Here is a 22,056-nt window from a genome sequence, read left to right on the forward strand (position 1 = left end):
AGGGTCAGCCCACGTCGGGCAAGCCGGGCAACAGCTTGTCCAGGGTGATGGGATAGTTGCGTACGCGCACCCCGGTTGCGTTGTAGACCGCATTGGCGATCGCGGCGCCGACCCCACAGATGCCCAGTTCACCCACGCCCTTGGCCTTCATCGGAGAGATCACCGGATCCAGCGTATCGAGGAAGACCACTTCCTGGTACGGAATATCGGCGTGCACGGGAACCTCGTAGCCGGCCAGGTCGTGGTTGATGAACAAGCCAAGCCGCTTGTCGACCACCAGTTCCTCCATGAGGGTCGCCCCCGCGCCCATCACCATCCCGCCGATGACCTGGCTGCGCGCGGACAGCGGATTGAGGATCCGGCCGCCATCGCATACGGCAAGCATGCGGCGAATGCGCGTCTCTCCAGTGTAGGCATGCACGGCGACCTCGCAGAAATGCCCTGCATAGGTGCCGACGTCGTAGCCTTGTTTGAAGTCGCCGAAGGCAATGCCGTCCTCCGCCGACAGTGTCCCCGCCTCCGCCAGCTTGATGGTCCGCCCACCCGCCTGGATGCTGCCATCGGCGAAGTTTGCGGTGTCGCCGTCGAAGCCCAGTTTCTCGCCCACCTTGCGGCGCAGGCTGACACACGCCGCGTACACGCCTGCGGTGGAGCTTGCCGCGCCCCACTGGCCGCCGGAACCGGCGGAGGCGGGATGACGGGAGTCGCCGAGGGTCACCTGTACCCGGTCCAGCGGCACGCCCATGGTCTCGGCTGCCGTCTGCGCGATGATCGTGTAGGAGCCCGTGCCGATGTCGGTCATGTCGGTTTCCACGATCACGCCGCCTTGGCCGTCGAGCCGCACCCGCGCCGCCGACTTCATCGTCGGTGCGCCGCGATAGCCCGCGGACACGCCCATGCCGACCAGCCAGTGCCCTTCCCTTACCTGCGCCGGCCTGGGATTGCGCTTGTTCCAGTTGAAGCGCTTCGCGCCTTCGCGCAGACAGCGGACCAGGTTGCGGTCGGAGAACTTCTTGGACGGGTCGCCGGGTACGACCTCCGGCTCGTTGAGGATGCGGAACGCGATCGGGTCGAGGCCCAGCTTCTCGGCCATCTCGTCCATCGCCACTTCCAGCGCCATGTGGCCTGGCGCTTCGCCCGGCGCGCGCATTGCATTGCCTTCGGGCATGTCGAGCGTGGCGATGTAGTTGGCCACCAGGCGGTTGGCGCCCGCATAGAGCTTGGGCGTCTGCAGGGTGCCGTTCTCGCCGTCCTCGCCGTTGATGTTGCCCGACCAGTTCTCATGGGCGATGGCAGAGATCCTGCCGTCTTTCGCGCAACCGATCCGGACGCGTTGAATGGTTGCGTGCCGGTGGGTGGTGTTGTTGGCCATCAAAGGCCGTTGCAGCGCGATCTTCACCGGTCGCCCGACCTGCTTGGCCGCCAACGCGGCCAGCACCGCGTCGGCACGGATGAACAACTTGCCGCCGAAGCCGCCGCCGATATAGGGCGAGTCCACGCGCACCTTGGCAGGATCGATGCCGAGGATCGCCGCCATGCCCTGCCTGGCCCAGTCGATCATCTGGTTCGCCGTCCACAGCGTGAGCGTGTCGTCCTCCCAGGCGGCGATGGTGGCGTGCGGCTCCATCATCGAATGACTTTCGTCGGAGGTGTGGTAGGTCTCGTCGAGTTTGACCGCGGCGCTCGCGTAGGCGGTGTCGAAATCGCCCAGCGCCTGCCGGTCGGGCTTGCCATCGCGCCCCTTTGCCAGCGGCGCGGACGGCGCCAGTGCGGGAAAATCGAAGCGGCCCTTGCCGCGCTCATAGCGGGTGCGGATCAGAGCCGCGGCGGCGCGGGCCTGCTCGAAGGTCTCGGCCACCACGCAGGCGATGGCCTGGTGGTAGTGGGCCACATCGGGGCCGCCGAACAGCGGCGCATTGTTCCAGTTCGATTTTCCGACCGGCTTGGTCTCCGGTGCGGTGATGACCGCCAGTACGCCTGGCGCGGCGCGTGCGCGGGAGGCATCCATCGAAATGATGCGGCCCTTGCCGATGCCCGCGCCGACGATATAGCCGTAGGCCTGGTTCGGTGCCACGTCATGGCGCTCGTACGCATAAGGGGCGGTGCCGGTGGTCTTGCGTGGACCGTCGATGCGCGGCGTCGACTTGCCGACGACCTTCGCCTTGTCGAACAGGTTGTCACCGGCGGGGGCGTTGAATTCAAGGGGCATCAGTGCTCTCCTTCCACCAGCACGGCTGCAAGGGTGCGCTCGGCGAGAGCGATCTTGAACGCGTTCTCCCGCGTCGGACGGGCGCCGGCGAACACCTGCCGGGCCGCGGCCTTTACGCCGTCGCGCAGCAGGGGTTCGGCTGCCTCGATGCGCCACGGCTTCGGCGCAACTCCACCGAAGGCGAACCGCGCCGAGCCGTCTTGCTGCACGACCGCGGCGACCGACACCAGTGCGAACGCATAGGACGCGCGGTCACGTACCTTGTGGTACACGTGCCGACCGCCCAGGGGTTCCGGCAGCGTGACGTGGGTGATCAGCTCGCCGCGCTGCAGCACGTTGTCCTGCTGCGGCCTGTCGCCGGGGGATCGATGGAAATCGGCGATCGGGATGCTGCGCGTACTACCGTCACCCCTGACGGTCTGGATCGAGGCGTCCAGCACCCGCAGGGCCACCGCCATGTCGCCCGGATAGGTCGCGATGCAGCTGTCCGAGGTGCCGATCACGCCCATCTGGCGGGAGAACCCTTCGAGCGCGCCGCAGCCTGATCCGGGCAGGCGCTTGTTGCAGGGCAGATGGGGGTCGTAGAAATACGGGCAGCGCGTGCGCTGCAGCAGATTTCCGCCGGTGGTGGCTTTGTTGCGCAGCTGCCCGGAGGCGCCTGCCACGATCGCGCGGGTCAACACCGCGTAGTCGCGGCGCACGCGCTCATGCGAGGCCAGTGCGGTATTGGTGACCAGCGTGCCGATGCGCAGGCCGCCCTCGTCGGTGGGTTCGATCCTGTCCAGGCCGATGTCCTGCACGTCGACCAGGTGCGTTGGCGTCTCGACCTCCAGCTTCATCAGGTCGAGCAGGTTGGTCCCTCCGGCCAGGAACTTCGCGCCCTCGGTACCGGCGACGGCCTTGGCGGCCTCGGCCGGGGATTTTGCACGTTCGTAACTGAAGGCCCTCATGAGCGCCTCCCTGCAGAGGTCACGCCAGCGACCTCCTGCATTGCCTCGGCAATATTGGAATAGGCGCCGCATCGGCAGAGGTTGCCACTCATGCGCTCACGCATTTCCATGCTGGTGGTCCGGGGCCGTGCGCTGACGTCCGCCTGCACATGACTGGGGACACCCCGCTTGATCTCGTCCAGTACCGCCACCGCCGAACAGATCTGCCCCGGCGTGCAATACCCGCACTGGTAACCGTCATGCTTGATGAAGGCGGCCTGCATCGGATGCAGGTCATCGGGGGTTCCGAGGCCTTCGATGGTGGTGATGGCATCGCCCTGGTGCTGCACCGCCAGGCTGAGGCAGGCATTGATGCGCTCACCGTTGACCAGCACGGTACAGGCGCCGCATTGACCGTGGTCGCAGCCCTTCTTGGTCCCGGTCAGCTTCAGATGTTCGCGCAGGGCATCGAGCAGCGTGGTCCGCGTGTCGAGCTCAAGCTCCCGGCGCACGCCGTTGACGGTCAAGGCCACCGTGCTGATGACCGGCGGCCTGGGCGGCGGGGATGCCGCCAGTTCGGCGGCGAGCGATGACGCCCCCGGTGCGGCGGACATCGCCACGGTCGTGGCGCCGCCGGCGATCACCTGGCGACGCGTCAACTTCATTCCTTCATCCCAACTTGGCACAGTGACCTCCTGGCGTTCGGGGAAACCCCGTGGCTGGATGGACGCGCTCACACTACTCAAAGGGCACTATGCCCGTCTGCGGGGTACAGATTTGTGAAACCGGCCCGAGGCGTGCCGGAATCGTCGGTCGAGCCTACTGGCCGGTCATCTTCAATGCTGCCTCTGGCAAACGTGCGCCACTGACACTGACCGCCGCCACTTGCTTACTGATGCGCGCCAGTTCGGTTCCATCCAGCGCCAGATCCACCGCGCCCAGATTCTCATCCAGCCGGTGAAGCTTGGTGGTGCCTGGAATCGGCGAAATGTACGACCCTTGGGCAAGCAGCCACGCCAGAGCGACCTGCGCGGGCGTAGCCTTCTTCGCTGCAGCCAGCGTTTTCACCGCGTCGACCAAGGCCATGTTGGCCCGGCGTGACTCCGTGGAGAAGCGGGGTACCGAGTTGCGGAAGTCCGTCGCATCGAACTGCGTGTGCTCGTCAATCTTTCCGGTCAGGAAGCCAGCGCCCAGTGGACTGAAGGGTACGAAGCCAATGCCCAGCTCCTCAAGCAGCGGCAGAAGTTCTGCTTCCGGCTCACGCCAGAACAGCGAGAACTCGCTCTGCACAGCCGTCAACGGTTGCACTGCATGGGCCCGGCGGATCGTCTGCACGCCGGCTTCAGACAGGCCGAAATGCGCAACCTTGCCCTCTGCAATAAGGGCCTTCACCGTATCGGCAACCTGCTCGATGGGCACCGCCGGGTCAACGCGGTGCTGGTAAAGCAGATCGATGCGATCAATGCCAAGCCGTTTCAGGCTGCCCTCCACGGCGGCCCGGATATGCGCGGGCTGGCTGTTGGTACCGGCGCCACGGGCACCGGTCGCAGGATCGATGTCGAAGCCGAACTTGGTGGCGATCACCACATGGTCGCGAACCGGCGCCAAGGCCTCGCCCACCAGCACTTCGTTGGCGAAGGGGCCGTAGGCTTCGGCGGTGTCGAAGTGGGTGACGCCACGCTCCACCGCCGTGCGGATCAACGCGATCATTTCCCGCTTGTCGGCGGCCGGGCCGTACGCCGAGCTCATGCCCATGCAGCCAAGGCCGAGGGCAGAGACTTCAAGGCCTTGTCCAAGCGTGCGGGTCTTCATGCTCGAATCCTCATCGGGGAGTGTGCGGAGCTGCCAACCAGGCGTTGACGCTCTCCATGGTTTTGCGCTCCTGGTCGGCCTGCATCACGAATGCCTGCAATATGCGTGCATCAGGCGCGTGGCGAGCAAGCACGCGTAGGCTGCTACCCACGCCGTAGCCGCCATGGGTTATGAACGGCACGATGGTCTTGCCACTCATGTCGTGCTGCGACAGTAGTGATCGAATGATCGGCGGCGTGGTTTCACCCCAGATCGGGAAACCCAGGTACACGGTGTCATAGCGATCAATGCCGGTAATACGCGTGCGCAGCGCAGGTTCCACGTCGTCGTCGCGCTCCTGCCGCGCCTTCGCCACCGTTTCCAGGTAGTCCGCCGGGTAGTCCACGGCAGTCTGTATCTCAAACAGGTCGCTGGGCATGCTGCGATGAATGAGCCCGGCGACAACCCGGGTGTTGCCCGAGCGTGAGAAGCAGGCAATCAAGGTCCGTGCACTTGATCGGTCAGCGACCATACCCTCCTCCGGCACTGTGGCGGAACATCCCAGCGGGAGCGAGGCCAGGGCGGCGATGACGGCCCGGCGACCAAGGTTGGGGTTTGGAATCGTCATGGCGCCAATCTACGCCCCCAAAACAAATTCTTGCAGAGGCATAATCGGATATCGCTTATATCCGGTGCGCATCAATGAGCGTCGAGAATTACGATCAGCTGGCCATGTTCGTGCTGGTGGCCAGGGAACGCAGCTTTACCCGGGCTGCGGCCCAGCTCGGCATGTCCCAGCCTGCCCTGAGCCGGTCGATGCGTCAGCTCGAAGAGCGCCTGGGGGTGCGCTTGCTTGCCCGGACCACCCGCAGCGTTTCGCCCACCGAGGCCGGAGAGCAGTTGCTGCGGGTGATTGCACCGCGCTTCGAGGAGATCGACAGCGAGCTTGCGCAGCTGAATGCCTACCGCGACAAGCCCGCCGGGCGCCTGCGCATCACTGCCGGCGAACATGCGGCGATTACCGTGATGCAGCCGGTACTGGGCAAGCTGCTGCCGGCCAATCCTGATCTGAACATCGAGGTGATCGTCGACTACGGGCTGACCGACATCGTGGCCGAGGGCTTCGACGCCGGCATCCGCATGGGCGAGCAGGTGGCCAAGGACATGATTGCCGTGCGCGTTGGGCCCGACCTGCGCATGGCCGTGGTCGGATCGCCTGCCTACTTCCAGCGTCATCCAAAGCCGAAATCACCGCACGACCTCACCCGGCACAACTGCATCACCATCCGCCTGCCGACCCACGGCGGCATTTTCGCGTGGGAGTTCGAAAAGAAGGGCCAGGAGTTGAAGGTGCGGGTGGAAGGCCAGCTGGTGTTCAACAACATTGCCCTGCGCCTGGGAGCTGCACTGGAGGGATTGGGGCTGGCCTACATGCCCGAGGATCTGGTGAGCCCCCACGTGCAGGCAGGCACCCTGGTCCACGTGCTGCAGGACTGGTGCCCCTCCTTCCCCGGCTACCACCTGTACTACCCCAGCCGCAGGCAGTCGTCGCCTGCGTTCACCGTGCTGCGCGATGCTCTGCGCTATCGCGGTTGAACGGCGGCACGGTCATGGCGAAGGCGCGGGGGTTTGCTCCAGTGTCTGCACTGCGCGGGCTGACGCGGCCGCATGACCGCCATGTGCCAGCAGCCGGGCCAGGTGTTCCAATTGCGCGCGACTGAGGCCTACGCGCTGGCTGGCCGCCATGTGCGAGCGCAGTTGCGCCTCCACGCCGGGCATGGCCGCCAGCGCACCCACCGTGGCCAGTTCACGGCTCTGCCAATCCAGGTTGTCGCGCTCGAAGATGTCACCGAACAGGTGGGTCTGCAGGTATTGGTTGATGATGGGCGCGAAGTCCATGACCGGCCCGGTGACCGGGGCGCCGGAGATGCGGGTCTGGTTGGCGGTGCCCACGGCGCGCAGTGCATCGCCCACAGGCACTTCAGCGGTGGGTGGCTGCCCGGCTGCGGTGGCGATCCTCTGCGCCTCGCGCTCGCGTACCACGCTCAGCAGTTCGCCCAGCGCATTGAGGCTCTTGGGGAAGCCTGCATAGGCATACAGCTGCACGAGCACTTCCTTCGCTTCGCTCACGGTCAAGCCGGCATCCAGCCCTCGATTCAGTGCGGCGTTGAGCTGGGGCATGTTGCTGCTGGCAGCTGCGGCTGCAATGAGCGGGATCGATTGCTGCCTGGGCGTTAGCGGCCCGGCCACGGGGGCGTCGACACTTGCTGATGCCTCGCGATACTGGTCATCGGTTACCTGCTCCAGCCAGTCCACCGATTTCCCGCCTGCCACGCCGGTGACCGTGAGGTGGGTCATCGCACTGTGTGGCGCCGCGCCGTGCCAGTGCTTGACGCCGGCTGGGCATACCACCACATCGCCGGCCTGTATCTGCTGCACCGGCTTGCCCCATTCCTGGGTCAACCCCACACCTGAGGTCACCACCAGACGCTGCCCGGCAGGATGGGTGTGCCAGGCCGAACGTGCGCCGGGCTCGAACGTGACGTAGGCAGAGGCGGCCTGCACGTCATCGTTCGCCGGGAACAGCGGATCGACGCGAACCTGGCCAACGAAGGTCTCGGCGGGGCCGGCAACCGACGCCTGGGCCCCTGCCCGGGTGATCTGCTGCGTGGGCGTCTCGCCGGCGTCGGCAAAGGGTGCCGCCACGCTCAATGCAGCGCCCAGCAGCGCGGTGTGCGCGGGTGATTTACGAGGTGTAGTCATAGCGCAAGCGTCCGGCTGTAGAACGTGGTGAGCGAAGCAACGGCGGCATCCACGTACTTGGGCACCCAGTACGTCTCGATGTGCGTGGCACCGTCCAGCAGCACCAGTTGCTTGTCGGTGGTGCCGGTCGCCTTGGCGAAGGCGTCCTGGCTCATGTACAGGCTGTCGGCCTTACTGCCGGCAATCATCAGCAGCGGCTGGTTGATCAGTTCGATCTGGTCGGTGGCGTCCCAGCGCATCAGGTCCAGCAGGCTGCTGGTGGTGTAGCGGAAGGTGGAATTGGGATGGGCATGCGTCTTCCAGTAGTACTCATAGCCTTGCCGATACAGATCGAAGGGTAGTTTGGCGATCTGTTCGTCGCTGAGGTTGGCGTCGCCGGAGTACATCACTTCGCCGCCAGCGGCTTCCTGCGCACGGGCCTGCGAAGCCTGTCGCAGGCGTTGCTGGAGAGTGTCGCGCTGTGAGTCGCCATAGCCGTTGCGGCGCACACGGCCGGAATTGAACATGCTGATGGTGGCGATGGCCTTGAAGCGCTTGTCGGTCTGCGCGGCGGCCAGCGAATAGCCGCCACCGCCACAGATGCCCAGCAAGCCCAGGCGCGAGGTATCCACCCAAGGGAATCGGCTGATGAAATCCGCCATGCCATGGATGTCTTCGATGCGGTGCGACGGCGTGTCCACGTTGCGCGGCTGGCCGCCACTGGCGCCCTGATAGGCCGCGTCGGCGGTAATGGCGATGTAGCCCTGCTCGGCCAGGCGCTGTGCGTAGAGGCCGGCGACCTGCTCTTTCACGCCGCCGTTGGGGTGGGCCACCACGATGGTCGGGTACTTCCGCGAGGCATCAAAGTTGGCGGGCGTGTAGAAGTTGGCCGCGATCTCGATTCCATTCAGCGGATAGGACACCGAATGGATGTTGACCTCGCTGGGTACGTTGCGGGTGATGGCACCTTCATAGGCCAGTTTGAAGGGATTGAGCCTGTAGTCCGCAGCGCAGGCGTTGCCTGTCGCCAGGCCGAGCGATATGGCCAACAGCGTGGCGTGCACGATGTGCTTCATTCAAGTGCTCCCAGTCTGGATATTCCCCGACCGGAGCGCACTGGGCGCCTGCGTTGGCGGGGATCAGAAGTAAAGCTAACCGTCGCGCACTCATGGAAACAGGGCATCATCCGGATATCAGTCATGCACGCATGTTATGAATGGCAATTCGGCTCAGTGATCCAGATGCTTCTTCTCCAGAAATGCACTCACCAGATCGGCGATCTGGACGTTGTTGAGGTCCGAGAACGGGAAGTGACTGTTGCCGCGAATACCCAGGTCTGGCAGATGGACAAGGGTGACATCCCCACCCTGCCGATTGACGGCATCACGCCAGGCGCGGGCCATTTCCAGTCGCGCCCGCCAGCTGTCCTGCGCGGGCAGGTCAACGGGCGTGTCGGGGATGTTGTCGCCATACAGCACCAGAATCGGAATGCGGGTCAGCGCCTTGAACTGTTCGGGCGAAACCACTGCGGGTGCTACGGTGTCGAAGGCACTGGGAATCGGTGCGGGCGCATCACCCTCTGCAAACACGAAGCTGCTGCCTGGCTCGAAGGCAACGATTGCGCGAACGTTCGGGCTCTTTATGGCCGTCATCCAGCCAGGACCACCTGCCTGCGAATGGGTAAACAGGATGGCAGGTCCTGTCTTCTGCAGTAGTGCCGCTACGCCGTCGGAGACCACATCCAGGTCAAACGGCCCGGTGTTGGGAGTGACCGAACGGAAGAACTGCTCAAGCACGGCCTCGCCTTTCGGGAACTGGCTGCCACTGAAGTAGTTTGGCCAGAGCCCGATGCGGAACTGGTTGAACCACATCTGATCGTCTGCCACGGGTGCCAGCGAGGCCTCCACCATGCTTCGGCCGGCTTTGCCTCGGCGTGGCTGATCGATCAGGTAAGTCGTGAAGCCACGACGCAGGAACAGATTCTGGAAGCCCTCGCGCCCATCGGCGGTCGTTTCCCAGCTCTTCGATGACTGCCCTGCCCCGTGCCACATCACGATCGGCAGCGGACGCGCATTCACCGGCTTCTGGTAGAAGGCGTAGACGTGGTCACCGTGGTAGCTCTGCCCGGCCGGGTTGGAGGGCTTGAGCGGATCGAACGTGCCAGGTTCCGTCTTTTTCGTGCCGCCCGCGAGAAGGCTTCCTTGCGATTCGATCTGCAGTGGCTCGCTGGCAAGCGCAGCGGTGGCGCAGAGGGAGGCCGCAATCCAGATCAGTGTGGCGGGAAAACAAGGCACCAGGGTGCGGAGGCGGGTGCGAGTCTGCATGGGTCACTCCGTGACGGATTGTCAGGGGAATCTAGCCTCCGCGCCGTGCCGGAAGAAGCACGTGTGTGCATATGACTGATGCATGCAAGGTATATATGCATGTGTACGCTGCAGTGGTTGCGTGCGAGCGAGGATCTTCAATCGGCAGCTAGTCGGACTGGATGCGAATCTCCACCGGCCCCTTCTTTCGAAGGTGCTGCAACCCGCCTTCTACTCGACCCAGTCTGACCAGGCCTTTCGAGTAGGCAAACGGCCTATGGAAGATCGCCAAATTTCCCCATGGCGCATAGAAGGCGATGTCACCCGCCAACGGCGTGATTCCCTCCGGCTCGCCCGTCACGTTGAGACGGCGCGGAAGCTGCGCGATCTTCTCGGTCTCTGCGTAGTCTTCAAGCTGCAGGGTCAGTGGCAACTGGGCGATGAACTCGCGTGCGGGAAGGCTGTCTTCCAGGGTGGCCGACAGCCGTTGGTCGTTGATGATCAGTCGAATCTTCATGGGATGAACCTCTTGGTTGGCGCTAGTCCTGGTGGTCGCGACAACTTGATGATCGGGCGCGGCTCGGCATGCTGCTGCCGTCGCAGATGCTACGAGGAGCAAGAGAAGTTTCGCGGAAGGCGACGTAAAGCGTGTCATCGCTTCGGAACATCCCTGGGAATCGCCGCTGCTGACGTGTCCAGATCTTCCGAAGCCGTGAGGTAGGCAAGCAGCGCGGCAAACAACAGGAAGCCCGCACCGGCCAGGAAAGTACTGGCAAAACCGCAACTATCGAACAGCAGTCCGCCAAGGGCGGCGCCCAGCGCGATGGAGCACTGCACCACGGCAACCATCAGCCCGCCACCGGCTTCGGCATTATCGGTGAACGTGCGCGCCAGCCAGCTCCACCAGCCAACCGGTGCAGCCGTGGCCAACAGCCCCCAGGCCGAAAGCAGTACGGTGGTCGGCCAAAGGTGCGCCCCCAGCGGAATCAGGCCGACGGCAATCAGCGCCATCAGGGCCGGAAGGGTCACCAGTGTGCGATAGAGCCCGCGGCTGACAAACGCACCGATGGCCAGTGTGCCCACGAAGCCACTCACCCCGATGGCCAGCAGCACCCATGGAACATCAGATGCCCCCGCAAGGGTCACCCGCTCCAGGAACGGCCGCACGTAGGTGAACAGGGCGAACTGCCCCATGAAGAAGGCGGCGCAGGCCGTCATGCCCAGTGCCACCACCCGCCGCCGCAACAACACGACCACCCCGCTGCGTGATTGACCTTCCTCCGCAGCCATGGACGGCAGACAAAACCACTGCCACGCCAGGGCGACAGCAGCCACCGGCAGAAGGCACAGGAAAGCGCCGCGCCATCCGATCATGCTGCCGAGGTAGCTACCCAGTGGCGCCGCAATGACCGTTGCAAGCGCGTTGCCGCTGTTGAATACCGCCAAGGCTCGCGGGACCTCGGCCTCCGGCACCAGCCGCATCGCCGTTGCGGCGGACAACGACCAGAAGCCACCGATCACCACGCCGATCAGCGCACGGCCTGTCATGTAGACCGGATAGTTCGGGGCCAGCGCTACCACCAGTCCCGATACCGCCATCAACGCCGTGAGGATCAACAGCAACGTTCGCCGGTTCACGTTGCCCGCCAACCGGGAGATCGACAGGCTGGTCAGCACCGCAAAGGCACCCGAGATCGCAATGCCGTAGCCGGCAAGGCCTTCGGTCACGCCCAGATCTGCTGCCAAGGGCGTGAGCAGGCTCACCGGCATGAATTCCGAGGCGATCAACGCGAAGACGCATAGCGTCATTGCGAGCACCCCGCCCCAGTTCGCGCGATCCGGGAGGGCCTCGGTGCTGCTCATTTCGCCGCCAGACTGCGCTGGAAGAATGTGGTCAGCTTGTAAAAGGGAATCAGCGGGGTGCGATCGTACAGATCCACGTGGCCGGCGCCCTTCACCCAGTAGAGCTCCTTCGGCTGCCCTGCCCTTCGGTAGGCGTCTTCGCTGAACTCACGGGAATGCGCGGCGTCGCCGGAGATGAAGAGCATTGGCCGAGGCGAGATCGTCTCAATGTCGTTGAAGGGATAGAAGTTCATGAATTTGACCAGGCTGCTGAAGAGCGGCTGGGTTGTCAGTTCGGCCTTGTCACCCTTTGGCGTGTAGGCGCCGCGCGGGGTGCGGTAGAAGTCGAAGAACTCACGCTGGATGGCGGGCGTGTCAGCATCGAGTTGGTTCACGGTGCCAGGCACGAACACCGGCGCCCCGCCCTTGAATTCGGCCAGACGCTGGTCTGTCGCGGACTGGATCACCGCCTTGCGCTGCTCCAGCGACTGGCCATTGTTCAGCCCCTGCCGTGCCGCCGCGCCCATGTCGTACATGCTCACCGTGGCGATGGCCTTGATGCGCGAGTCGATCTTGGCGGCACTGATCACAAAGCTGCCGCTGCCACAGATGCCCAGGCCGCCGATGCGGTCGGGGTCGACAAAGGACTGAGTGCTCAGGAAATCCACGGCCGCACTGATATCGTCCGAGTAGATTTCCGGCGCCACTAGGTGTCGGGGGGCGCCAGCACTCTCGCCCCAGAAGGAAAGGTCGATCGCCAGCGTAACGAAACCCTGCTCGGCCAACTTCTGCGCGTAGAGCTGCGAGCTCTGCTCCTTCACTGCGCCCATCGGGTGGCCAACCACCACTGCGGGGGCGCGGCTGCCGCCAGGCAAGCCTTGAGGGCGATAAAGCGTGCCCACCACCTCCATCTGGTACTGGTTGTGGAAGCTCACGCGCTCCCCCTTGACCGTTGGGCTGCGGTAGAAGTTGTCGGCTCCAAGAGCCCGGGCCGGCACCGGTGCGTCAGCGGCCATGGCCGAAGCCGGAACATTGAGGCTGGCGAGCAGTGCCAGCAGCAGCGTGGTGCGTTTCATGGGCGTGTGGCCTCGGTTGGGGGACTTGGGTCGCCACGATAGGCCCCGGCCCCTATATCGATAAGCCGCTTGAAAGTTGATGCATTGCTGAGTTGAGCTCACAATTGATCCATGAGCACCGTGAAGACTCACGATCTGCAAGCGTTCCTGGTTGTGGCGCAGGAGCAGAGTTTCACCAAGGCGGCTGTTCGTCTTGGGGTAACGCCCTCTGCGCTGAGCCATTCGATGCGGTTGCTGGAAGAGCGCCTGGGCATTCGCCTCCTGGCCAGGACGACGCGCAACGTATCGCCCACGGAGGCAGGCGAGCGACTGATGCGCTCGATCGCGCCGCATTTCGAAGCTATCGGCGCCAGCGTAGAGGCGTTGGGAGACCTGCGCGACCGACCCGCCGGAACGCTACGGATCTCCTGCACTGACGATTCCATGGAAACCGTCATCCGCCCGCGGCTTGCTGGGTTCCTGGCCGAGTACCCGGACATCACGCTTGAGTTCTACGTGGATTACGGCTTCACCAATGTGGTGGAGCAACGCTTCGATGCGGGCATCCGGCTCGGGGAGGCGCTGAGCAAGGACATGATCGCTGTCAGGGTTGGCCCCGATTGGCGTCTGGTCGTGGTGGGCTCGCCCGACTACTTCGAGAAGCATCCGAAACCGAAGAAGCCCGCCGACATTACGCACCACCGCTGCGTCCACATCCGACACCGCCCAAACGGTGCCATCTATGCATGGGAGTTCGAAGAGAAAGGCAAGGAATTCACCGTGCGCGGCGACGGGCCGTTGGTCTTCAACAGCATGACCCACGTCATCAATGCCGCACTGGATGGCCTGGGCTTGGCTTACGTGCCGGAACCGCTGGTGGCCGAGCACATCGCGCACGGCAGGCTGCTGGCCGTGCTGGACAGGTGGTGCGTTCCTTTCCCCGGCTACCACCTCTACTACCCGAACCGTCGGCAGCCGTCGCCCGCATTTGCGGCACTGGTCGCGTGGTGGAAGCTGGATAGGTGATGTGGAGGCCGATGCCGGGTGCGGTCCTAATTCCCCCTTTGTGCCCTGTATCGGCTGGAAATGGACATCCGCCCCACCCTCGATAAACATCCCTAATCACACCTGACCCTTCGCACGTTGCCGAGTGACCAAGGCCCGGGCAAACCAACAACGCACATCCAGGGGCAGCGTCAGAACCCCCTCCTGATAGATGTCAACGCGTGCCCATGCTGACACGCCACTCCATACCTGCAGATACTATCGCCTGTCTCGATTGCCCTGAATTTCTGCAACAACGACTCAGGCAGTCGTCACCACGACAGCCCAAGCCTGAAATCACGCCAAACCCTTGCACGACGGGCGCCTCCCTGCCCTTGCCTGCCATGCGACAACGCAAGAAGCGTCGAGGGCGTTGTCGGCATCTACCCCATGCCCTTGGCCTCCCACATGACCGGGAGTAATTCTTGGCGCGCCACCGAAAACGGGTTCCGGGCTTCGAAGCCTCGGTTCTACGCCGAAGTACACGCTTGCCAGCCAGCTATGGCGGGCGGTGCGCGGAGGCCTTGTGCCTGCCGGTTCCAGCGTAGACCGGGTTTTCGAGCCTCGCACCGTCCGCCACCTTTATCGGTGGCGGCTTCCGTTTATCTGTTCGGAGCCCTGCAACGCCTACTCCCCTCCTCCGCAGCCGATCCGCCTGCATCCCGCCAACGAGCCCACACCGGATCGCAACGCCTTCGTTTCGCTACTGCACAGCATCGGCGCAGGTGCAGCGTCCAACGGCCGGCCCTGGCCGGAGGGTCATCTGCCGCAAGGGCGACGCATGGCGCTGTCCGACGCCGACTGCTCTCTCAACCGCCTGCGCGTGGTGATGGAAATTCTGCTTGCCGCAGAGCGCGCACGGCAGCATGGAGAGCGTGACCAGTATGTCGGCAACCGCGTGCTGGAGCAGCCGGCCAGACCGGCAGGCGGCATCCATTAACGTGACGCATCACACCCAACCACGTACCGTTAACAGCCGCGCACTATCCTCGAAGCCCCTGAACCTTCACGAGCCGAGTCCATGACCAAGCTCCACACCGTGCTGATTACCGGCTGCCTGCTGGCCCTGAGCCCGCTGGCCTCGGCCGAGACCGTGAACCTGACCAACAGCGCCGAAGGCGCCAACCGCGATGCCGGCATTGCTGCGGTCAAGAAGAAGCTGCAGGACGCCTGCACCGATCGCAAGGGCTCGCCGGATACCGACTCGTTCGAGGTGGTCTTCGACAAGACCAGCGACAACCCCAACGTGCCCAAGCCGTACTACGTGGACGGAAAGATGAAGTGCGAGCTGCCGGGTTGAACCCGGCGACCGCTATCGACCGGCGTCGTCCCCGGACATGACGCGGTCGATCCAGTCGGCGTAGCGTGAGATGCGCACGTTGAACACCACCTGGCCATAGAAGCCGGCCTCAAGGGCGTGCTCGGGAACGGCGGTGATCCAGGAGCCCAGGCCGACCAGCTGCCAGCGGCCCTGCGCATTGATGACCAGCGGGCCGCCGCTGTCGCCGTTGCCCAGCACGCCTTCCAGCGGCAGGGCGCTCGGCGGCGGATCGAACCGGTACCAGAGATAGCGGTCGTTGCCGCCAGTGATGGCGTTGCACGCCCGCCGCAGGGCGGTGCGATGCGACCCGCCGGGAATCAACCCCTCGGCGCCATTACCGGTGGCGCCCTTCCCTATCAAGGTGGCCACCTGCGCAACCTCGCCCGCGCCCCGATAAAGCGCGACCGGCTCGACATCCGCGACAGGCGTGGCCAGCCGGATCAACGCAATGTCATCCGATGCCGCCAGGAACACGTGGATGTTCGCGGCACTGCCCGTTGCCAGGGCTTCGTCGCCCAGCGCGGCCGGCATCCGCCTGAAACCGGGGTGCAGATACACACCCGCGACGGCGTAGTTGCGCCCACCGACGGTGACCTCGGCACCCATGCCGTCCATCGGTGCCGCGTGCGCGGCGGTGACCACCCAGCGCGGAGCGATCAGTACGCCGTGCCCCTCTCCCGGCAGGTCGGTCAGGGCCGGGAAGGCAGATCCATCGATGCGGTAACGGGCATCGTCCACGTCGTCACGGATGACGATGGCCCCGGCAGCAAACGGGACCGTTACAAGCATCAGGAAGAGCCAGCGTTTCATGTATTTCTGCATCCCCGTGTTCAAGTGCCCACGCTAGCCGAAATGCACCTGCCTGGTGAGCGGCATGCGACCAGACCCGAAGAAGGCCGACGAAGACCGGCAAACCGGGCGCGGAGTCAGGGCTGTGCTTGCACCTGCTGCGCAGCCGACGGGTTCTCTGCGGCGCTTCCGAAGCATTCAATCAACATCTCGGTCAGCACGCGCACCTTGCGCGCCGGGTGCGGCGTTGGCGGCCTCACCACGTACATGCCCGCGGGCCGCACCGGGTGGTGTTCCATGAGCGACACCAGTGCGCCCGAGGCAAGGTGTTCGCTGACCAGGCCCTCGGGCACCATTGCGATGCCCAGGCCCGCCAGCGCAGCGGCCACCAGCGCCGTACCGTTGTCGCCCTTGAAGCGCCCCTGTGGACGCACAGCGATTACGGTATCCCCGTCCATGAACTGCCAGCTCTCCGTGCCCTGCATCAGGCATTCGTGGGAAAGCAAGGCATCCGGTGTCTGCGGCGCGCCGCGCGTGGCGACATAGCCGGGTGTGGCCACCAGCTTTCCGAAGATCGGCCCGATACGCCGCGCGATCAGGTTGGAATCGGGAAGGTGGCCAAGCCGTATCGCACAGTCGTAGCCCTCGACCACCAGGTCCACATGCCGATCGCTGTAGCAGGCATGCACGTGCAGGTGCGGATGGCGCTGCGCCAGCCTGGCGAAGATGGGCGCCAGATGGGTCGGTCCGAACGACAACGGTGCGGCGATGCGCAGGCGTCCGCGCAGTTCGCCCGCCGGAAGCAGCGTTTCCTTGGCGATATCGATTTCGGCGGTGACCCTGGCCGCATAGTCGCGGAAGGTGGCGCCGGCTTCTGTCAGCGACGCGCCACGGGTTGTGCGGGCCAGCAGCTGGATGCCGAGATCCGCTTCGAGCCGTGCCAGCCGCCGGCTGACGATCGACTTGGCGATGCCGAGCCGCTGCGCCGCCGCGGTGACGCCACCGGCATCGGCCACTTCGACAAATGTCCGCAGTTCCTCGATGTCCATGGCGCGTTCCCCGATGTGCGACACAGTGTAGCCCGGTCGGTGGCTACTGTCCCGAAACGCGGAATGCCAGTATCGATCCCGGGTCGCACCCGCATACCGGCCCTCACATCCATCCGCATCTCACTGCCAGAGGAACAGTCATGACGTTTCGCAACGGTCTGGATTCACTGCTTCGCCCGGAAGATTCCGTCCTCGTGCTGATCGACCATCAGCCCTACCAGCTCGCGAACGTGAACAGCCACGACCCGCAGGCGGTGGTGAACAACGCCACGGCGCTGGCCAAGTCGGCCAAGGTATTCGACGTGCCGGTCATTCTGACCAGCGTGATCGCCGAGCGCGGCGGACTGCTGTTCCGCCACATCACCGATGTGTTCCCGGGCCAGGAGGTCATCGACCGGACCTCCATCAATACCTGGGAAGACAAGGCCGTTGTGGACGCAGTCAAGGCGACGGGCCGCAAGCAGCTCATCATCGCCGGCCTGTGGACCGAAATCTGCGTTGCGATGCCGGCGATCCAGGCTGCGGGGGAAGGCTGGGACGTCACGGTCATTACCGATGCCTCAGGCGGCGTCTCCACCGAAGCGCACGAGGTAGCCATCCAGCGGATGATCGCGGCCGGCGTCAACATGATGACCTGGCTGGCGCTTGCCGCCGAGTGGCAGCGCGACTGGGCACGCGTGGCATCGGGCGAGAAGCTGACGCAGGTGATGATCGATCACGTCGGCGGCAGCGGCATCGCCTACATGTGGGAACAGCAGCTGCTCAATACGCCGGTGCCTGCCAAGGCGGGCTGATCGAACAGTGCCGAGGGTGCGCTCAGGCACCCTTCGTTCTGCCCAGCTCCACCACCCGGTCGGCGTCGGTGACGACACTGCGCCGATGGGTGATGGCCAGCACGGTCACCTCGCTGGCCAGCGCCCGGATATGGCCCATGATCTCGCGTTCGGTCGCCTCGTCCAGGGCGGAGCTCGCTTCGTCCAGCAACAGGATCGCGGGCTCGCCATACAGTGCGCGTGCGATGGCGATGCGCTGCCGCTCGCCGCCGGAGAGCTTCAGGCCACGCTCGCCAACCGTGGTCTCGAAGTGCTCGGGCAGCGCTTCGATCAAGGCGAGGATGGCAGCCTTGCGTGCGGCGTGCCGGAGTCGCTCGTCATCGCGCGGGCGCCCCAGCAGGATGTTATCGGCCACGCTCTCGTTGAGCAGCATCACGTCCTGCGGAACGACCGCGACGGCCGCGTGCCACGTCGCGCGATCAATCCGCGCCAGATCGGTACCGTCCACCCGTATCCGGCCGTGCTGGGGCTCGATGGATTTCAGCGCCAGCTTGAACAGTGTCGACTTGCCGGCACCGGTCTCTCCCATCAGGAAGGTGATGCCGCCGCGTCCGGCGTGGAAGGTTGCATCGGTGACGCCGCGCCCGTTGTCATAGCGGTGGCTCACTCCGTCGAACTGGAGCAGGCCAATGCGGGCGGAGAACCGTTCGGCATGGGCCACCTGCGGTTCCTCGGGCGCGGCCCACAGGGCAGAGAGCGGCGCCAGCATGCTCCACGAACGGGCGACGTCATCGATGGAGCGCGCGATCATCTCCAGCGGCAGATTGAGCTGGAGCAGCAGCAGATTGAACAGGACGATGTCGCCCACGCTCAGCTGTCCATTCTGGTAGCGCGGCAGCAGCAGGCTGAAGGTGACGATGAACTCGATGGCCAGGCCGATGCCCAGCAGGGCAATGAAGCCTACGCGCTGCAGTACGTAGGCGCGCCAGCTGTCGCGCACGCTCTGTGCCTTCTGCTCGAAGCGCTGCACCATCCAGCTGCTGCCGCCAAACTGCCTGAGTGTTTCCATCGCATTCATGGCATTGCCGACGAAGCGGGCGTTCTGCTGGCCGGCCTCGACGGCCGCTTCGCGGTGGATGCGTGCACGTCGGGTAGCGAGCGCGGAAAGCGCGACGGCCACCGTGCCGTAGCCCAGCACGATGGCGACGATCTGCAGGTTGATCAGCGCGCCCAGGGTGACCAGGGTCAACACGATCTGCAGGGCACTGGGAATGAAGGCCACCAGGCCCAGCTGCACGACGATCTTGAGCGCCCCCCGCCCCTTTTCGCCGGCCACTTGCAGTTCCGCTGCGTTGTATTCCACGAAGAAGCTGCTGGTCTTCTTCAGCAGGCGCGCGAAATAGCGGGTACTGGTGATGAAGCTCAGATTCTCGCCGCTGAGGAATGACAGGTACTGCACCGTGTTCTGCAGCACGCTGCCCACCCCGAGCAGCACGGCGTAGAGAACGAACCACCCGGCCAGGACGGCTGCGCCCTGCCCGGGCAGGCGGTCGATCAAGCGAGAGAACAGATAGGGCGCGGCAACGGTGGCCAGGCCGGAGAGCAGCACGGTGCCGGCGATGAGTAGCAGCAGCGTGCGATCGGCTTTCCAGTAGGCCGTCAGTATTTCGCTGACAGGCGCGGGCACAGCGAACGGCTTCATCACTCTCGGTCCCCGGCGTCTCGGCGGTCCACAGGGCAAGGCAGTCCCTGTACAATTGAATGATATGATATAACATCGCCATCAAGCGCACGTGACCGTGCTGCAGGCCGATATCGGATGAGAGTGATGGACCGGGGAATGGAACAGGTATTCAAGGGCGGTAGGCGCGCGTTGCTGGCGGCGAGCATCGCCGCCGCGCTGCAGATCGGAGCACCAGCCCAGGCGCAGAACGCGGGCACCGACGACGACGCACCCACGGCCACCCTGGACAAGGTGCTGGTGATTGGCAGCAACATCCGCGATGCCGTCGGCGCTGGTGCGTCGCCGGTCATCGTGATCGACCGGGAGGCCATCGACCGCACTGGCGTGGCCTCCCTGCAGCAGCTGTTCGAGAAGCTGCCGCAGAACTTCGGTGGCGGCGCCAATGGTGCCAATGTGGCCAATCTCGGTGTTGACCGTGATACCGGCAACAACTTCGGCCAGGGCACCGCGATCAACCTGCGTGGCCTGGGTACGGGCACTACGCTGACCCTGGTCAACGGCCATCGCGTGACCTCATCGAACCGCTACCAGTATGTCGATGTATCGCTGATTCCACTCAGTGCGGTCGAACGCGTGGAGATCCTCACCGATGGTGCCTCTGCCATCTACGGCACCGATGCCGTCGGTGGCGTCGTCAACATCATCCTGCGCCAGGACTTCACCGGCTATGAGTCGTCGCTGCGGTACGGCACGGTCACCACCGGCAACATGGACGAGTACCAGGTGTCGCAGTCCGCAGGGTGGGCGTGGGACCGCGGCCGTGTGCTGGCAAGTTACGAGTTCCTGAAGCAGGGCAACCTGCCCGCCACCGACAAGGATTTCTCCCGGAACGTCACGGTCAGGCCCTACGATCTCTATCCAGGATCGAAGCGGCACAGCCTGTATATCGATGGCGTGCAGGAGCTCAGCGATGTGCTGACGCTGAATCTCACCGGCTCGTTCGCCAGGCGTGAGATGGACACCACCATCTCCGGCACGGCCGACGAAACCCGGTTGTTCCCGCACACGCAGCAGTTCGATGTGTTCGCGGGCCTGACCCTGGAGCTCCCGCGCCAGTGGCAGGCACGCCTGGACGCTGGATTCGGCAGGAACGAGGTGTCCTACGAGCGCACGACCATTACCGGCAGCACCGTCAGCACGGCGCCGCCAACGGATACGAACTCTGAATCGCGCTATCTGGACGTGGTGGCCGACGGCGAGGTGTTCAGCCTGCCCGCCGGCCCGGTACGCGCAGCGGTCGGCGTCGGTTACCGCCGCGATGGCTATGAGCTGCTCGATCACCGTGGGCTGGAAAAGCCGCTCGATCTGCAGCGCACGATCAGGTCCGCCTTTGCCGAGCTCAACATCCCGCTGCTCAAGGAGATGCCCGGCGTTCGCAGCCTGTCGCTGACCGCGGCGGCGCGCTACGACGACTACAGCGACTTCGGCTCCACCTTGAATCCCAAGCTGGGGCTGCTGTGGGAAGCCACCGAGGGACTCTCCTTCCGTACCAGCTACGGCCGCTCTTACCGCGCGCCGGTCTACCAGGACATGCAGCTGAACAACACCGTGGTCGTGGCGAACGTGCCGAACCCGAACGCGGCCAACGGCAGCACCGTCCTGATGATGCTCTCCAACGGCAATCCCGATCTCGGCCCCGAGCGTGCGAAAACCTGGACCGGCGGGTTCTCGTTCGCGCCGCCCTCCGTTCCCGGCCTCACGGTTGATGCCAACTACTATCACATCGACTATGCGGACCGGATCGGCAGCGGCTTCGGCGGCAGCTTCCCGTCCCTGTTCCTGCAGTCCACGGCCCCCTACGCGGACATCCTGACCGTCGATCCATCGCAGCAGCAGATCCAGCAGGCGCGCCAACTGGGCGTGTCGGGCCTGGGGCTGTTCGTCTCACGTGTGGGGCCGTATGCACTCCCTGCCGGCCTGGATGAGACCAGCAGCCAGGTGATCCTGGACAACCGCTTCCGCAACAACGCATACACCTCGCAGCGCGGCGTCGATCTCAACGCGTCCTATCGCGTCGATGTGGGCCAGACGCGGATCGCGATGAACCTGGCCGGGCAGTACATCCTCGAATCGACGCGGCGCGTGACCAGCACATCGCCCGAGCTGGACGCGGTCAACGCGGTGTACTACCCGGTCGACCTCAAGCTGCGCGGCGGCCTGACCCTGGACCGGGGCCAGGCCGCAGGCGGCGTCTTCGTGAACTACGTGGACAGCTACCGCGATCCGGCCAACATCGCCCACCCACACGTCAGCTCCTGGACGACCGTCGACCTGAACCTCAAGTACCACTTCGGCGCCCCGGCCGGCGACCACGAAGGCACGTCGCTCGCCCTCAACGTGCAGAATCTGCTCGACCGGGATCCGCCCTTCATCATCAACAGCATCAACACCGGCTACGACCCCACCAATGCGACCGCGCTGGGGCGCTTCCTGTCGGTGACCCTCACGCATCGCTGGTAAGCCGG

The 22,056-nt window shown here is 64.8% G+C and carries 20 protein-coding genes; 6 read left to right on the forward strand and 14 right to left on the reverse strand.

Translation table 11 applies throughout. The features are described 5' to 3' along the window. Positions 1-4: 4 nt before the first annotated feature. From paoC to ACZLIF_RS11035, 5 genes are all read right to left on the reverse strand, one after another. Positions 5-2,209 carry an aldehyde oxidoreductase molybdenum-binding subunit PaoC gene (paoC, locus tag ACZLIF_RS11015; protein ID WP_128988209.1) on the reverse strand — a complete coding sequence of 735 codons (2,205 nt, stop codon included), beginning with the start codon at positions 2,207-2,209 and terminating at the stop codon, positions 5-7. After that, positions 2,209-3,159, reverse strand: a complete 951-nt coding sequence (locus tag ACZLIF_RS11020; RefSeq protein WP_053515781.1) for an FAD binding domain-containing protein — start codon at positions 3,157-3,159, stop codon at positions 2,209-2,211. Before ACZLIF_RS11020 ends, paoC begins: the two co-directional genes overlap by 1 nt. Continuing rightward, the gene (gene paoA / locus ACZLIF_RS11025; protein ID WP_128988207.1) at positions 3,156-3,803 is read right to left on the reverse strand and encodes an aldehyde dehydrogenase iron-sulfur subunit PaoA; all 648 of its coding nucleotides are present in this window, start codon (positions 3,801-3,803) and stop codon (positions 3,156-3,158) included. The genes ACZLIF_RS11020 and paoA overlap by 4 nt, the downstream gene beginning before the upstream one ends. Before the next feature lie 154 nt (positions 3,804-3,957). Continuing rightward, positions 3,958-4,950, reverse strand: coding sequence for an aldo/keto reductase (locus ACZLIF_RS11030; RefSeq protein ID WP_128988206.1), 993 nt, complete (start codon positions 4,948-4,950; stop codon positions 3,958-3,960). Between the two features lie 10 nt (positions 4,951-4,960). After that, positions 4,961-5,557, reverse strand: a complete 597-nt coding sequence (locus ACZLIF_RS11035) for a flavodoxin (protein ID WP_128988205.1) — start codon at positions 5,555-5,557, stop codon at positions 4,961-4,963. Positions 5,558-5,631: 74 nt separating this feature from the next. Between ACZLIF_RS11035 and ACZLIF_RS11040 the strand changes: the two genes are divergently transcribed. Next, a complete protein-coding gene (locus ACZLIF_RS11040) occupies positions 5,632-6,525 on the forward strand; it encodes a LysR family transcriptional regulator (protein WP_128988204.1) in 894 nt (297 codons plus the stop codon). A 12-nt stretch (positions 6,526-6,537) separates the two neighbouring features. Here ACZLIF_RS11040 and ACZLIF_RS11045 read toward each other — a convergent pair whose 3' ends face one another. The 6 genes from ACZLIF_RS11045 to ACZLIF_RS11070 form a co-directional block, all read right to left on the reverse strand. Then, positions 6,538-7,692 (reverse strand): (R)-mandelonitrile lyase, encoded by a 1,155-nt coding sequence (locus tag ACZLIF_RS11045; protein ID WP_128988203.1) that lies wholly within the window; start codon positions 7,690-7,692, stop codon positions 6,538-6,540. Beyond that, complete coding sequence (locus ACZLIF_RS11050; protein WP_128988202.1) at positions 7,689-8,747, reverse strand: alpha/beta hydrolase; 1,059 nt, start codon at positions 8,745-8,747, stop codon at positions 7,689-7,691. The genes ACZLIF_RS11045 and ACZLIF_RS11050 overlap by 4 nt, the downstream gene beginning before the upstream one ends. Positions 8,748-8,900: 153 nt before the next feature. Beyond that, a complete protein-coding gene (locus ACZLIF_RS11055; RefSeq protein ID WP_128988201.1) occupies positions 8,901-9,995 on the reverse strand; it encodes an alpha/beta hydrolase in 1,095 nt (364 codons plus the stop codon). Between the two features lie 148 nt (positions 9,996-10,143). Further along, positions 10,144-10,491: a cyclophilin-like fold protein gene (locus tag ACZLIF_RS11060; RefSeq protein WP_206733966.1), complete on the reverse strand. Its 348-nt coding sequence runs from the start codon at positions 10,489-10,491 to the stop codon at positions 10,144-10,146. 134 nt (positions 10,492-10,625) lie between these two features. Continuing rightward, entirely contained in the window at positions 10,626-11,837 is a 1,212-nt protein-coding gene (locus ACZLIF_RS11065; protein WP_128988199.1) for an MFS transporter, read from the reverse strand. Continuing rightward, positions 11,834-12,892: an alpha/beta hydrolase gene (locus ACZLIF_RS11070; protein ID WP_128988198.1), complete on the reverse strand. Its 1,059-nt coding sequence runs from the start codon at positions 12,890-12,892 to the stop codon at positions 11,834-11,836. Before ACZLIF_RS11070 ends, ACZLIF_RS11065 begins: the two co-directional genes overlap by 4 nt. Before the next feature lie 111 nt (positions 12,893-13,003). On the opposite strand from ACZLIF_RS11070, the gene ACZLIF_RS11075 reads away from it, so the two are divergent. From ACZLIF_RS11075 to ACZLIF_RS11085, 3 genes are all read left to right on the forward strand, one after another. Continuing rightward, on the forward strand, positions 13,004-13,897 hold the full coding sequence (locus ACZLIF_RS11075; protein ID WP_128988197.1) for a LysR family transcriptional regulator: 894 nt from the start codon (positions 13,004-13,006) through the stop codon (positions 13,895-13,897). A gap of 799 nt (positions 13,898-14,696) precedes the next feature. Beyond that, positions 14,697-14,855 carry a hypothetical protein gene (locus tag ACZLIF_RS11080; RefSeq protein WP_164972356.1) on the forward strand — a complete coding sequence of 53 codons (159 nt, stop codon included), beginning with the start codon at positions 14,697-14,699 and terminating at the stop codon, positions 14,853-14,855. 81 nt (positions 14,856-14,936) lie between these two features. Then, a complete protein-coding gene (locus tag ACZLIF_RS11085; protein ID WP_128988196.1) occupies positions 14,937-15,215 on the forward strand; it encodes a hypothetical protein in 279 nt (92 codons plus the stop codon). 12 nt (positions 15,216-15,227) lie between these two features. On the opposite strand, the gene ACZLIF_RS11090 is transcribed toward ACZLIF_RS11085, so the two are convergent. Next, the gene (locus ACZLIF_RS11090) at positions 15,228-16,046 is read right to left on the reverse strand and encodes a S1 family peptidase (protein WP_128988195.1); all 819 of its coding nucleotides are present in this window, start codon (positions 16,044-16,046) and stop codon (positions 15,228-15,230) included. 116 nt (positions 16,047-16,162) lie between these two features. After that, positions 16,163-17,074, reverse strand: a complete 912-nt coding sequence (locus ACZLIF_RS11095; protein WP_128988194.1) for a LysR family transcriptional regulator — start codon at positions 17,072-17,074, stop codon at positions 16,163-16,165. Between the two features lie 140 nt (positions 17,075-17,214). Here ACZLIF_RS11095 and ACZLIF_RS11100 point away from each other — a divergent pair, with 140 nt between their 5' ends. Further along, positions 17,215-17,868, forward strand: a complete 654-nt coding sequence (locus ACZLIF_RS11100; RefSeq protein WP_128988193.1) for a hydrolase — start codon at positions 17,215-17,217, stop codon at positions 17,866-17,868. A 22-nt stretch (positions 17,869-17,890) separates the two neighbouring features. Here the strand turns inward: ACZLIF_RS11100 and ACZLIF_RS11105 are convergent, their stop codons facing one another. Further along, the gene (locus ACZLIF_RS11105; protein ID WP_128988192.1) at positions 17,891-19,549 is read right to left on the reverse strand and encodes an ABC transporter ATP-binding protein; all 1,659 of its coding nucleotides are present in this window, start codon (positions 19,547-19,549) and stop codon (positions 17,891-17,893) included. 138 nt (positions 19,550-19,687) lie between these two features. Between ACZLIF_RS11105 and ACZLIF_RS11110 the strand changes: the two genes are divergently transcribed. After that, on the forward strand, positions 19,688-22,051 hold the full coding sequence (locus ACZLIF_RS11110) for a TonB-dependent receptor plug domain-containing protein (RefSeq protein ID WP_241685945.1): 2,364 nt from the start codon (positions 19,688-19,690) through the stop codon (positions 22,049-22,051). Positions 22,052-22,056 lie beyond the last annotated feature (5 nt).

Source organism: Stenotrophomonas sp. 2201_Sma, assembly GCF_056486685.1.